Annotated in this window: 11 protein-coding genes; 7 read left to right on the top strand and 4 right to left on the bottom strand. The window is 67.5% G+C overall.

Going from position 1 to position 12,803, the window contains the following annotated elements; translation table 11 throughout:
- Nucleotides 1-48 precede the first annotated feature (48 nt).
- Genes LFT45_RS20465 through opgC form a run of 3 tightly spaced genes read left to right on the top strand, consistent with a single transcriptional unit; the run spans nucleotide 49 to nucleotide 3,762 of the window.
- Nucleotides 49-1,305, top strand: coding sequence for a GAF domain-containing sensor histidine kinase (locus tag LFT45_RS20465; RefSeq protein WP_236805396.1), 1,257 nt, complete (start codon nucleotides 49-51; stop codon nucleotides 1,303-1,305).
- 8 nt (nucleotides 1,306-1,313) lie between these two features.
- Nucleotides 1,314-2,345, top strand: a complete 1,032-nt coding sequence (locus tag LFT45_RS23400) for a hypothetical protein (RefSeq protein ID WP_336885592.1) — start codon at nucleotides 1,314-1,316, stop codon at nucleotides 2,343-2,345.
- Entirely contained in the window at nucleotides 2,248-3,762 is a 1,515-nt protein-coding gene (gene opgC, locus LFT45_RS23395) for an OpgC domain-containing protein (protein WP_336885591.1), read from the top strand. The genes LFT45_RS23400 and opgC overlap by 98 nt, the downstream gene beginning before the upstream one ends.
- 50 nt (nucleotides 3,763-3,812) lie before the next feature.
- Here the strand turns inward: opgC and LFT45_RS20455 are convergent, their stop codons facing one another.
- Genes LFT45_RS20455 through LFT45_RS20440 form a run of 4 tightly spaced genes read right to left on the bottom strand, consistent with a single transcriptional unit; the run spans nucleotide 3,813 to nucleotide 7,695 of the window.
- Complete coding sequence (locus LFT45_RS20455) at nucleotides 3,813-4,241, bottom strand: ATP-binding protein (protein ID WP_236805395.1); 429 nt, start codon at nucleotides 4,239-4,241, stop codon at nucleotides 3,813-3,815.
- Nucleotides 4,234-4,566 (bottom strand): STAS domain-containing protein, encoded by a 333-nt coding sequence (locus LFT45_RS20450; protein WP_236805394.1) that lies wholly within the window; start codon nucleotides 4,564-4,566, stop codon nucleotides 4,234-4,236. Before LFT45_RS20450 ends, LFT45_RS20455 begins: the two co-directional genes overlap by 8 nt.
- Nucleotides 4,556-6,577, bottom strand: coding sequence for a glycosyltransferase family 2 protein (locus LFT45_RS20445; RefSeq protein ID WP_236805393.1), 2,022 nt, complete (start codon nucleotides 6,575-6,577; stop codon nucleotides 4,556-4,558). The genes LFT45_RS20450 and LFT45_RS20445 overlap by 11 nt, the downstream gene beginning before the upstream one ends.
- A complete protein-coding gene (locus LFT45_RS20440) occupies nucleotides 6,574-7,695 on the bottom strand; it encodes a PP2C family protein-serine/threonine phosphatase (protein ID WP_236805392.1) in 1,122 nt (373 codons plus the stop codon). Before LFT45_RS20440 ends, LFT45_RS20445 begins: the two co-directional genes overlap by 4 nt.
- Nucleotides 7,696-8,028: 333 nt before the next feature.
- Here LFT45_RS20440 and LFT45_RS20435 point away from each other — a divergent pair, with 333 nt between their 5' ends.
- The 4 genes from LFT45_RS20435 (at nucleotide 8,029) to betA (ending at nucleotide 12,803) form a co-directional block, all read left to right on the top strand.
- Complete coding sequence (locus LFT45_RS20435) at nucleotides 8,029-8,712, top strand: response regulator transcription factor (RefSeq protein ID WP_236805391.1); 684 nt, start codon at nucleotides 8,029-8,031, stop codon at nucleotides 8,710-8,712.
- Nucleotides 8,709-10,109, top strand: a complete 1,401-nt coding sequence (locus LFT45_RS20430) for a sensor histidine kinase (RefSeq protein WP_236805390.1) — start codon at nucleotides 8,709-8,711, stop codon at nucleotides 10,107-10,109. The genes LFT45_RS20435 and LFT45_RS20430 overlap by 4 nt, the downstream gene beginning before the upstream one ends.
- A gap of 38 nt (nucleotides 10,110-10,147) precedes the next feature.
- Nucleotides 10,148-10,732, top strand: a complete 585-nt coding sequence (locus LFT45_RS20425) for a TetR/AcrR family transcriptional regulator (RefSeq protein WP_236805389.1) — start codon at nucleotides 10,148-10,150, stop codon at nucleotides 10,730-10,732.
- Nucleotides 10,733-11,084: 352 nt separating this feature from the next.
- On the top strand, nucleotides 11,085-12,803 hold the full coding sequence (betA, locus tag LFT45_RS20420) for a choline dehydrogenase (protein ID WP_236805388.1): 1,719 nt from the start codon (nucleotides 11,085-11,087) through the stop codon (nucleotides 12,801-12,803).

The raw sequence follows: 12,803 nt of genomic DNA, 5'->3' as shown, positions 1-12,803 counted from the left end.
GGGGGGACTTGACGCTGGGTCGGAGTCCCGCGCGGCGATAGGGGACGGATGAAAGGGGCCAGCGCTCGGACGCGCCCGGAGCGGGACAACGATCGGGAGGCCGTGCTGAAGGCGTACGGGTTGTTGCCTGGCCAGGAGGGCGTCGCCTCTCCGCCTGTCGGCGGCACTGCCCGCGCCGATACTGCCCGCCCTGCCCTGGACAACCTCGTGGACCTGGCCGCGAAGCTGTGCCAGGTGCCCTACAGCGTGGTGAACGTGATCACCGCGGACCAGCAGCGCCAGATCGCGGCGTCGGGGGTGGAACCGGGCATCTGCTCCCGGGAGGATTCGATGTGCGCCAGGGTCTTCCTGGCCCGGGAAACCACGGTGGTCCGCGATGCATCCGGGGACCCGCGCTTTGCCAACAATCCGTTTGTGACCGGTGAGATCGCCCGCGTCCGCTATTACGCCTCGGTGCCGCTGGTAACCGCCTCCGGCTTCGTGCTGGGTTCGCTGTGTGTCTTCTCCGACAGGCCGGCGGACCCCGACCCGGAGCAGATCGCCATGCTGGAGCTCCTCGCCCAGCAGGCCGTGGAGCTGCTGGAGCTCCAGCACCGGACCCTGCAGCTGAACGTGGCGCTGGACGAGGTGCGGCGGAGCAACGCCAAGCTCGGCGAGTTCGCCGGCCGCGTGAGCCACGACCTGCGCATTCCGCTGACCACGATCCTTGGCTACGTCGAACTGGGCGAGGATGATCCGGACATGCCGCCGGAGCACCCGGCCGCCGAGTACCTGCAGCTCATCGGTTCCAGCGGCCGGCGCATGCTCGCCATGCTCGAGGACGTGCTGGACTACTCGAAGGTGGGCGGTGCGCTGCACCAGCAGCCCGTCTCGCTGCGCGACGCCGTCTCGGACGCCGCGCGCGACCTCGGCATCCCGTTCGGGAGCGGGGCCATGCTGGACTCCGATGACGCGCGGCTGCACGCGGATCCGCTCCAGCTGCGCGCCCTGCTGCAGAACCTGCTCTCCAACGCCCTGAACTACCGCAGTCCGGAGCGGCCCCTGGAAATCCGGGTCACCGCGGTCTCGAACTATCACGGGACCGCGGTCCTCGTGGCGGACAACGGCAAGGGAATCAGCCCGGAGGACAGGCAGCGCGTGCTGGAGCCGCTGGTCCGCCTGCACCGGGAAGGGGACGGCCCGGGCTCCGGGCTGGGCCTGGCCACCTGCAGGCGGATCGCCCAGGCACACGGGGGTGACCTGACCCTGACGGAGACCCTCGGCGGCGGCACCACCGTAGTGCTGACCTTTCCGGCTTCCCTGTGAACAGCGTCGTGAGCAGCGCCGTGGTCCGAGCGTTCCTGCTGGTGCTCCTGCTCGTGCTGCTGCCAGCCGCTCCGGCGCAAGCCGCCGCGGCCCCGGGGGAAACTAGCGGCGCGGGGGACGGGCCGCTCTTCGGCGCCGCACTGGAGTGGGGCGAGGACAGCGCCGCGGGTTTCGCGGAACGCCTGGGTGCGGTGCCGGCCATCTTCGGACACGACGTCGGCTTCCCGCTGCAGGAATCCGAGAAGGTCCACATCCGCGAATTCCTGCGGCAGAGCGATTCACAGGGAGCCCACGCCCTGCTGACCGTCAAGCCCGCACGGCCCCTGGACCAGGTATCCGCCGAGGACGCGGCAGCGTTTGCCCGGACAATCGGGCAGCTCAGCGCCGGCTTCCAAGGCAGGCTGTACGTCAAGTTTGCACCGGACATGAACACCAGTTGGGTTTCCTGGGGCCAGCAGCCGGAGGCGTATCAGAAGGCATTCCGCGCCGTGGCGGCAGCCTTCAAATCCCATGACGATGCGGGCACCGTCATGGTGTGGCAGCCCTTCCTGGGGCGCGACTACCCCTTCGCGAGGAACCGCAACGCTCCGGCCCAGGGGTCTGGCGGCTTCAAGCTGCTGGACACCAACAGCGACGGACGCTGGGACGGCGCCGACGACGCCTACTCGCCGTACTACCCCGGTGACGACGCCGTTGAGTGGTCCGGCCTGGGCGCCTATCACGACGACACCGGCGGGGCGTCCGCCGTCAATACTCTTCCGGCTGAGGGCGAGCTGACGGGCATGCTGACCGGCAGCGACGGCAGCGACGGCTACGGCGACTTCTACGTGGACTACGCGCAGGGCCGCGGCAAGCCGTTGATGCTGCAGACGGCCGCATTCTTCAGCTCCACCACGGGCGGCCCGGGCAGAGTCGGAGATCAAGCTGGCCTGGTGGAACCAGGTGCTCGCCGTCGCTTCGTCCGAAGGGTTCGGACACATCGGCGCCGTTATCTGGGACGAGCGGACCAGCACCCGGGACACCGGCGTGGCGGCGATTGACTGGCGGCTGGCGGGGCAGCCCGGCATCGCCGCGGCAGCCGGCGCAAAGCTCGCCGAATCAGCGCTGGTCACGGGGCCGGTGACGTCCCGCGGGAACCTTGCCGGCGGTGAATCAGGCGGCGCAGGGAAAGTTCTCGGTGGAATCGGCGCGTGGACGACGGCGGGTGGCCTGGCTGCCGTCGTCGGCCTCCTCTGGCTGCTTCCCCGCTTCCTGCCACGGGTGGCGGGCTGGGCGTACGGCGATCCCTCCTCCCGTGATTCCCGGGTGGACTTCCTTCGCGGCCTGGCCATTGTGTTCGTGGTGGTCAACCACGTGGGCATGACGTCGCTGTTTCAGCTGTTCACCCAGGAAGCGGTGGGTTTTGTCTCCGGCGCGGAGCTCTTTGTGCTCTTCTCGGGGCTGGTGCTGGGCATGGTGTTCGGCCCCCGGGTCAAGGACAACTTTGGTGACGTGGTTGACCACACCACCAAACGCGCCGGCAAGCTCTATGCCACCGCGCTCACAGTGCTGATCGGGGTATTCCTGATCTCCCTCGTTCCCGCCATCAACGCGGACACCCTGACGTCGTTCGTGGACCAGGGCACCGGCGCGGCCGGTCACGGGGGAGCGGGCCGCTCCTACGACCTGTACGCCGGAATGGATTCGCTGCTGCACTTCCCGGTAGCGCCGGAAGTCGTTCCTGGCATCCTGCTCCTGCAGTTCGGCCCCTGGCAGTTCAACGTCATGGGCCTGTACGTGGTCCTGCTCCTGGCCAGCCCGCTGGTCCTCTGGGCACTGTCGCGGGGAAAGGCGCTGTGGGTGCTGGCTGCCACCACGGCGCTGTACGCGGCCGGGACCATCTTCCGGATCCGGCTCCTGCCGTCCGAATTCGAGGACTCCTTCCCGCTGCTGGTGTGGCAGGTGCTGTTCATCGTCGGCATGGTGGCCGGCTACCACCGGCAGCGGATCATCGACTGGCTGGCCGCTCATTCCTGGGTGGTGGTGGCCTGCACCGTGGCCGCGGCGGCCCTCGCCTTCCTGGCCTGGGGCAACCCCTACCTGGCCAACAGCTTCGACGTCCGCGTGGCCATCCTGCCGGACACGGCCTACCGTGCACTGTACGACGCCTACTTCGGCCGGACCTACCTCGGGGTGGGGCGGCTGCTGAACGTGCTGGTGCTGGTGGTGGCCGCGTACGCGCTGCTGACTGCGTACTGGAAGCCGGCCCATCGGGCGCTGGGCTGGTTCCTGATCCCGCTGGGCCGGGCCACGCTGTACGTCTTCATCATCCACGTGGCCCTGATCGCCGTCATCGCGAATATCCCGGCCCTGCAGGAGGGCCGGGTGCTGTTCAACACGGCGGCCTACGCAGTGATCCTGGCGCTGCTCTGGGTCATGGTCCGGACCCGGTTCCTCTTCCGCGTCATCCCCACCTGACGGCGTCCACCTGACTGCCCACCTTCCTGCTTCTGCCGGTACAGCAGGTGTCAGGAGCCGATGGGGTCCCGGGACAGGATCCAGGTATTCGTCGCGTCCAGGCGGGTGAACGTCACGGTGGTGACCAGGGCGCGGATCAGTGCCAGCCCGCGTCCCGACTCGGCGTCCTCGCCTGGCATGGCGGGGTTGCCGTCGTCGATGGAGGGGCTGGCGGCGCCGAAGGCGCTGACCTTGGCCCGCAGGCTCGACTGGCGGATGCAGATGTCCACGCCGAGTTCCACCGGGTCCGACGATTCCGGCTCCGCGTGCTGGACCACGTTGGCGGCGGCCTCAATCACGGCGGTGGCGAAGGTCATCCGGTCCATGTCGGGAACGAACGGGGCGTCCTCCCAGAGGTCGTCCAGCTGGCCGTGCACGGCATCGACGGCTTCGGGTGTGGCCAGGCTCCGGAAGTTCCGGCGGGCCAGGACGTCAGTCATTGCCGAACGCCTCGGCAGCTGTGGCGTAGGACGTCAGCACGCGGTCCATGCTGGTGAGTTCCAGAACCATCTTCACCTGGGGCTGGACGGCTGCGATGCGGAGGTCACCGCCAGCCTGACGGGCCGCCTTCAGGCAGCCGATGAGGGCTCCCAAGCCCGAAGAATCCATGAACGCGGTATCTTCCAGGTTCACCACGATCCGGCTGGATCCCGAGGCAACAACGTCCGCCACGAACTCCCTGAGCTTGGGCGCGGACACCATGTTCAGGCGGCCGGCGGCCTTGATTTCGGCGTATGAGTCCTTGACCTCGTAACTAAGATCCATCCGTCTTCCTCTCTTCGATCAAACCCGCTGCCGGAAGGGGCTCCGGCGCCGAACCCTCTACTTCAAAACCCTCTACTTCAAAACCGTGCTGTTCAAAACCCTTGTACAGCACCGCCCGGACCAGGATGCTCATGACCACGAGGTCGAACACCACCCAGGCCACGTTGACCAACGTACCGATCGGTTCAGACATCCCGGCGGCCAGCCGTACGATGCCCACCACCGAGGAAATGGCCAGCAGCACGGAAACTACAATCTGCGGCCGGATCAGGCTCCAGCTGGGGCCGCCGGTCTGGCGGTCCTTGGGCGTGACGGCGAACCCCAGGGGACGTCCGAACCAGACGTTCCGGGCCGCCGTCGTACATGCCTTGATCCAGGTAGGAAACAGCGCCAGGCTGTACTGCTGCCCGCGCCAGGTGGGGATGCCGCGGCCGGCGATGGCAAACAGCAGCTGGTTGACCACCATGAACGGAATGAACCGGATGAAGAAGTCAGCGCTGAGGCTGCTCACCGGCAGGATCCCGAGCAGCAGGTAGATGATGGGGGCGGCAAAGTAGATCACCGCGGCGAAGCCGCTCAGGTAGGTCCACATGGTGGCGAAGTACATGAGCCGCTGGCCTAGTTTGAGGCCGCGCTGCACCAGCGGGTTTTCGCGGAGCATCACCTGGATGGTGCCCTGGGCCCATCGCAGCCGCTGCGTCAGCATGGTGGCGAGGTCCTCCGGGGCGAGGCCGTAGGCGAGGACCTCATGGTGGTAGACGCTTTCCCATCCCATGCCGTGGATGCGCATGGCCGTGGCCATGTCCTCGGTCACGGAGATGGTGGCCAGCGGCATGACGGGCTGGGCTTCGCCGGTACGTTCCACGGATAGGGCGTCCAGCACGGCCTGCACCGATTCGATGGCGCCGAGCGGGGACCAGTCCCGGGCGGACATGCGCTGCACTGCGTCGTCGGCCACTACGGGGACGCCGGAATCGCCCACGTGCGCCAGTTCCATGGCGGCGATTTCCTCAAGGTCTGCCTGCAGCGCGGACACATCGGCCTGGACGAGCGCCTGGACAGCCTGGTCCACCTTACGGCGGACGCGGTAGGTGATCTCGCTCAGGGACTCGCCGTCGTCGAGCCGGCGCCGGGCTTCGGTGGTGGCGGCCTCCACCTCGTCCAGCATCTGCGCCACGAGCAGGTTGTCCGAGTCAGCCGATTTCCGGGCCTTGCGGATGGCCGACTGCGATGCCGCCAGAGCCCGCCGGATGCTCTTTTCCGTCTCCTTCACGTACCCCACCAGGCCCAGCTGCATCAGCGCCTCGCGGCGGAGGATGGCGTTGGAGCCGCAGAAGAAGGCCGCGTTCCAGCCGTCCTTGCCCTGCTGGATTGGGCCGTAGAACAGCGGCGCCTGGCTGCCCAGGGGATCGCTGGCGGGGACGTTGCTGAAGTACTGGGGCGTCTGCACCAGCGCAACCTTGGGGTTGGTGAAGTAGCCCAGCGTTTTGTCGAGGATGTCCGGCTCGGGGATCTGGTCGGCGTCGAGGATCAGCAGGAACTCACCCTCGGTGACCATCAGGGCGTTGTTGAGGTTGCCCGCCTTTGCATGGCGGGGCATGTTCTTCCAGTCCGCGCTCCGGGTGACGTACCCCAGCCCGTGCTCCTCGGCGAGCCGGCGCATCTCGGGGCGGGCGCCGTCGTCGAGGATCCAGGTGCTGTGCGGATGCCGGATGCGCTTGGCGGCGAGGGCCGTGGTCATCACCAGGTCCAGCGGCTCGTTGTAGGTGGTGATGAAGACGTCCACGGTGGCGTCGGCCGGAGCTTGGGGCGCGGCCTTGCGGATCTTCAGGCGCCACACGGTCATGCCGAACAGCATGACGTCGATGAGGCTGTAGGTCTCGGCGGCCACGAGCGGCACGGCGATCCACCAAGCCTCCCAGTTTAGCGAGGCCAGCCAGCGCCAGGCGATGTAGTTGATCCCCAGAATGACCGTCAGGAGCACTACCACCCGGGTCCAGAAACGCGTCACGGAGCAGCCGTTCCGGCCGTCCCGGCCAGGCGCCGCACCACAACCGCGGTGACATCATCCTCGGCGGTGTCGGCCGGGGCCAGCTGGAGCAGGGCGGCGCAGGCCGCCTCGGCCGTGGGCTGTCCGTGCGTCGACCGGCGGACGGCGTCGGTGAACTCCTCAACAGAGCCGAAGACGTCAAGGACGCCGTCGCTCACGACGGCGAGCGAGTCGCCGGGGGCAAGGTCCAGGTCCGCTTCGGTCCAGCTGGCGTCGGCCCAGGCGCCGACGGGCGGGCCGGCAGACGGAAGCCGCTGCGCACCGCCGTCGGCGTGCAGATGAATCGCCAGGCCGTGGCCGGCGTCGACGTAGCTGACCTTTCCGGAACCGGCGTCCAGCCGGGCGTGGAAGAGCGTCACGAAGGATCCCGAGATGTCCAGGTCCGATGCGATGGAGCGGCTGGCCAGGCTGAAGGCGCTGCCCAGGTCCGGCTCGTGGCGGACCGAGCGCATCACGGCCCGGGCAGTGGCCGCGATGAGGGCGGCGCCCATGCCCTTGCCCATGGCGTCGGCGAACGTCAGGTGCAGCCCGTCGGGTGTCTGGTACCAGTCGTAGAAGTCCCCGCCCACGCTGCGCGAGGGGCGGAACACGCCTGCCACCTCGTAGCCGTCCAGTCGGACCTTTTCGCGGGGGAGCAGGCTTTGCTGCACCTCGGCGGCGCGGCAGAGGTCGTTCTGGGCGGCCTCGTCCGTTGCGGGGGTGCGGGACCGGCGGAACAGTGCGTTGATCCGGGACTGGAATTCCCGCGGGCTGAAGGGCTTGTTGATGTAGTCGTCCGCCCCGTTGTCCAGGCCTGTGAGCTTGTCCAGTTCGTCCACCCTCGCCGTGAGCATGATGATGAACGCGTCCGAGAACTCACGCAGCCGCTTGCAGACCTCCAGGCCGTCCAGATCCGGAAGGTTCAGGTCCAGCGTGACCAGGTCCGCCTTGGTGTTCCGCACCGCCTCGATGCCCGGCAGGCCGGCGCCGGCCTCGGTGACTTCGAAGCCCTGCTTGGCCAGGACCCGGACCAGCAGCCCCCGAATGTCCGGATCATCTTCGATCACGACGGCGCGGCGCGGCTCAGGGGTTGAAGACATGACTCTATTAACTCCTGCCGCTACAGACTTGTCACGCCACACCCGCAACATGTCCGCCTGGCCCCTGCCTGCGTAAACCTCCGTGTCGACGCTCGTCCACTTTTCGCCGTGTTTCTCCCCACGCTCCCTCAGCTTTTGCAGGCTTTTGGCAATCCCTTCCGCGATGGGTGAGGAAGGGATTGGGTTTTTTCTGCAGGATCTGAGGAAGGGTCTGGGGATGGAGGGGTGGTTGGGGGCCCTTGAGGGGCCAAGAATTGTCAAAGCTCGAAGAAGTAGCCTGTTCAGGCCGTGGCTATCCGCCGCGGCAACGCTCCGGCCGGAAGATAATCGGATATGCAGATCCTGGTGGTTGAAGACGACGAATCGGTGGCCGCCGGCGTGCTGGAGGGCCTGACCAGGGCCGGCTTCCAGGCCCGGCACGTCGCCGACGGGGCAGGGGCGCTCGCCGAGGTCCGCTCCTCCAGCCCTGATTTCGTGCTCCTTGACCTGGGCTTGCCGGACATGGACGGCACGGACGTCTGCCGGTCCATCCGGTCCCTGACCAAGACGCCGATCATCGTTGTCAGTGCCCGCGACGAGGAGATCGACCGGGTGCTGGCCCTGGAGCTGGGGGCGGACGACTACCTGGTCAAGCCGTTCGGGATGCGCGAGCTCGTCGCCAGGATCCGGGCGGTGGCCCGGCGTACGGCCGACCCGCAGTCCGAGACCACCCCGCCCGTTGATGGCACACGCGTCATCGGCACCCTGAGCATCGACCAGCGCTCCCGGCGGGTGCAGGTGGACGGAACCGAAATCCATCTCACCGCCAAGGAGTTCGAGCTCCTCTACTACCTCGCGGAGGACCCCGGCGCCGTGTGCCAGCGCAGCGACATTCTGCGCGCCGTGTGGGACGGCACCTGGTACGGAACCACCAAGACCCTGGACGCGCACGTGGCAGCCATCCGCAAGAAGCTCGGTGACCCCCGCTGGATCGAGGCGGTGCGCGGCGTAGGGTTCAGGCTGGACGTGCCCGGATGAGGTGGCGGCTGATTTCCGTGTTCATGGCCATCACGCTTCTGGTGGTGCTGGTGCAGGACATACCGCTGGGCAGCTACCTGGTCCGGGTGGAACGCGACCGGCTGGCCACCTCCCTTGAACGCGACGCCTTCCTGCTCAGCGGCCGGGCACGGCAGCTGCTCGAAACGGGCGGTTCAAAACCCGGCACCGTGGCCGCCGCCGTCCGCGACTACGGCCACGCCAGCGGGACCCGCGTCGTGGTGGTGGACCGTTCCGGTACCGCCGTTGCAACGTCCGACGACGACCAATCTGCTACCGGGGCCTCCTACCTTTCGCGCCCCGAAATTTCCGCCGCGCTCGCCGGCCAGATCACCTCGGGCCAGCGGCACTCGGACACCTTGGGGTTCGACCTGGTCTACGTCACGGTTCCCGTCCTCAGCGGCGAGAACATCACCGGTGCGGTGCGCCTGACCTACCCGGCGTCCGTGGTGGACGACCGCGTCTCCGGCCAGCTGCGGGTGATGTGGTCGGTTGCGGGCATCACCGTGCTGCTCGCGGGACTGTTGGCCTACCTGATGGCCGGGGCCGTGACCCGGCGGATCAAGCGGCTGCAGAAGGCCACCGAACTGCTCGCGGAAGGCAACCTCGACACCCGCACCGAGGAGGAACAGGGGCCGCCGGAGCTGCGCACCCTGGCCCGGTCCTTCAACCAGATGGCGGACCGCCTGCAGCACCTGCTGCAGCAGCAGCGGGGGTTCGCCAGCGATGCGTCCCACCAGCTGCGCACCCCGCTGACGGGGCTGCGGCTGCGGCTGGAGAACGCCGTGGATGCCGTCGGCAACGATCCGGACGGCGCGCGCGTCATGGTGGCCGACTCCCTGGAGGAGACCTACCGGCTACAGCGCATCATTGAGGGCCTGCTCCTCCTGAGCCGGGCGGACAGCCGCCATGTGGACCGGGAGGATGTGGACCTCAGCGAGATCGCCCGAAACCGCGTGGAGCAGTGGGAAGCGCTGGCCGAGGAAAGCCGGGTGCGGACGGTACTGGACGCGGTTCCGGAAGCCAGGGTGGTGGCCATGCCCGGCGCGGCAGAACAGATCATCGACAACCTCATCGATAACGCCCTGGCCGTGGCGCCGCCAGACTCCGAGATCCGCCTGGTGGTGCGCCCCGACGCTTCGTCGGGAGGCTATGAGCTTCACGTGCTCGACGACGGCCCCGGGCTTTCCGAGGAGGACCGGCAGAAGGCCTTTAACCGCTTTTGGCGCGGCCAGTCGACGTCCGAGGGCAGCGGCCTGGGCCTGGCCATCGTCCAGCAGCTCGCCGAAGCCAGCGGTGCCGCGGCCTCCCTCGACGCCAGGCCGGGCGCCCCGGGCCTGGACGCCCGCGTCACATTCAAGGCCGCCGCGCGCCCCTGACGGATGCACCATGACAGGTTTCGCCATATTCTGGCCAAGTGGAAACAAGCACCGTGAACTCCGGCGAACAGCTTGACAGGCAGGCGCGCATTCTTGAAGCGGCGCTGGGCCTGCTGTCACGCCACGGCATCTCGGGTGTGAATATGCGGGCTGTGGCCCGTGAAGCCGGCGTCGCACTGGGGCTAGTGAATTACTACTACGAAGACAAATCCAGCCTGATCCGTGCGGCCTTGCACCGGATCGACGAGCACGACCTCATGCTGGTCGCGGCCGACCCCGAGTCGCCCCCCGACGAACAGCTCCGCACGGCCCTCCGGCGCGTTGCCGGCCCGGAACTCCTTACCACTCAGTATCTGTCCCTGCGACTCCATCTTTGGGCGCTCGCGCAAGCCGATGAAGACTTTGGGCTGATCAACGCGGCCGCGTTTGAGCGGTATCTCGATGGGCTGGCGGCGCTGATAGGGAATGCCAAACCCGAGCTCTCCAGCGATGAATGCAGAGAGCGGGCAGCCGACATCGTCGTCGTGCAGAACGGCATGTGGCTGACGGCGCTCCTTGGCGTAGACGACGCCTCCATCAGGCGGAGCCTCGCCCGCACGGAGCAGATCGCCTTCGCGGGCTAGCGGAAACAAGCCCTAACTAAAACGCCAGCGCTCGTGCCTCGGCACCCCCTGACCAAAACCCCTGCCCAAAATTTCTTGAACATCGGTTCAGTTTTAACCTTGAACACTTGTTCAAGCTGGACTACTCTGCATGTGTATGACCTACACCACACAAACGGGGTCCCGCGGAAATAAAGGCGTTTCATCGGCGACTTCCGGTTTCCGGCCCAGGCACAACGTCACTCGCCGCAGCCTCTGACCAACCCGTCAACCCCCACATCGCGTTATGGACCGCCGGTCACAGGACCTGGGCCAAACCAAGGACTCACACCTTCGTGAACGCTGATCTGCACCAGGTAGAAGGAGATTTTGCATGACACAGACCAACTACGACTACGTCATCGTCGGCGGCGGAAGCGCGGGTTCCGTGCTCGCCAACCGCCTGAGCGACGGAGGCCAGAGCAGCGTCCTGGTCCTCGAAGCCGGACGGAGCGACTACCCCTGGGACCTTTTCATCCAGATGCCCGCCGCGCTGACCTTCCCCAGCGGCAACCCGCTCTATGACTGGCGCTACGAATCTGATCCCGAACCCCACATGGGCGGCCGGCGGGTGGCACATGCCCGCGGCAAGGTCCTGGGCGGCTCCAGCTCCATCAACGGCATGATCTTCCAGCGTGGAAACCCGCTCGACTACGAGCGCTGGGGTGCCGACGCCGGCATGGAAACGTGGGACTTCGCGCACTGCCTCCCGTACTTTAATCGGATGGAAAACGCGCTCGCCGCCGATCCCGACGATGAACTGCGCGGGCACTCCGGGCCGCTGGTGCTGGAGCGCGGCCCCGCCACCAATCCGCTGTTCCAGGCCTTCTTCGCCGCGGCCCAGGAGGCAGGCTACCCGCTGACCGACGACGTCAACGGCTACCGCCAGGAGGGCTTCGCCGCATTTGACCGCAACGTCCACAAGGGCCAGCGGCTGTCCGCGTCCCGCGCCTACCTCCGGCCCGAATTCGGCCGGAAGAACCTGACCGTCCTGACACGTGCGCTCGTCACCAAGGTCAACTTCAAGGGCAACGTGGCCACCGGCGTCACCTACCGCCGCAACGGCAAGACCCACCAGGTGACCGCGGGTGAAGTGATCCTGGCCGGCGGCGCCATCAACACCCCGCAGCTGCTGCAGCTGTCCGGCGTCGGCAATGCAGCCCACCTGAACTCGCTGGGCATCAATTCCGTGGTCAACCTGCCCGGCGTCGGCGAAAACCTCCAGGACCACCTCGAGGTCTACATCCAGCACGCCTGCACCCAGCCGGTCTCCATGCAGCCGGCCCTGGACGTCTGGCGCATGCCGTGGATCGGCATGCAGTGGATGCTCGGCCGCAAGGGTCCGGCCGCCACCAACCACTTCGAAGGCGGCGGATTCGTCCGCTCCAACGACGACGTGGCCTACCCCAACCTGATGTTCCACTTCCTCCCCGTTGCCGTCCGCTACGACGGCCAGAAGGCGGACGCCAAGCACGGCTACCAGGTGCACATCGGACCCATGTACTCCGACGCCCGCGGCAGCCTCAAGATCAAGTCCACCGATCCCACGGTGCACCCGTCCATGCTGTTCAACTACCTTTCCACCGACCAGGACCGCCGCGAGTGGGTCGAGGCGATCCACGTTGCCCGCGACATCCTCGGCCAGTCCGCCATGGGCCCCTTCAGCGGCGGCGAGCTTTCTCCCGGCCGGAGCGTGCAGACCGACGCGGAGATCCTTGACTGGGTTGCCCGCGACGCCGAGACGGCGCTGCACCCGTCCTGTACCGCAAAGATGGGTCCGGACTCCGATCCCATGGCCGTGGTGAACCCGCTGGACATGAGCGTGCACGGCACCCGCGGCCTCCGCGTGGTGGACGCGTCGGCCATGCCCTACGTGACCAATGGCAACATCTACGCCCCGGTGATGATGCTCGCCGAAAAGGCTGCCGACCTGATCGCCGGCAAGGCGCCGCTCGCGCCCCAGCACGCCGAGTTCTACCGGCACGGCGTGAGCCCGCTGGAACGCGGCGGATCAATGCCAGTAGCAGCAGCTGCGGTTGCGGCGAAGGGCTAG

Source organism: Arthrobacter sp. FW305-BF8, assembly GCF_021789315.1.
Lineage (GTDB): Bacteria > Actinomycetota > Actinomycetes > Actinomycetales > Micrococcaceae > Arthrobacter.
Note: the sequence above shows the minus strand (reverse complement) of the source record. Positions and strands in the feature narration are given on the sequence as shown.

Excerpts from the sequence above, each read along its gene's own strand:
- LFT45_RS20440 (WP_236805392.1), bottom strand. The coding sequence starts at position 7,695 with ATGTCTTCAACCCCTGAGCCGCGCCGCGCCGTCGTGATCGAAGATGAT.
- betA (WP_236805388.1), top strand. The coding sequence starts at position 11,085 with ATGACACAGACCAACTACGACTACGTCATCGTCGGCGGCGGAAGCGCG.
- LFT45_RS20435 (WP_236805391.1), top strand. The coding sequence starts at position 8,029 with ATGCAGATCCTGGTGGTTGAAGACGACGAATCGGTGGCCGCCGGCGTG.
- LFT45_RS20455 (WP_236805395.1), bottom strand. The coding sequence starts at position 4,241 with ATGACTGACGTCCTGGCCCGCCGGAACTTCCGGAGCCTGGCCACACCC.
- LFT45_RS20450 (WP_236805394.1), bottom strand. The coding sequence starts at position 4,566 with ATGGATCTTAGTTACGAGGTCAAGGACTCATACGCCGAAATCAAGGCC.
- LFT45_RS20430 (WP_236805390.1), top strand. The coding sequence starts at position 8,709 with ATGAGGTGGCGGCTGATTTCCGTGTTCATGGCCATCACGCTTCTGGTG.
- LFT45_RS20465 (WP_236805396.1), top strand. The coding sequence starts at position 49 with ATGAAAGGGGCCAGCGCTCGGACGCGCCCGGAGCGGGACAACGATCGG.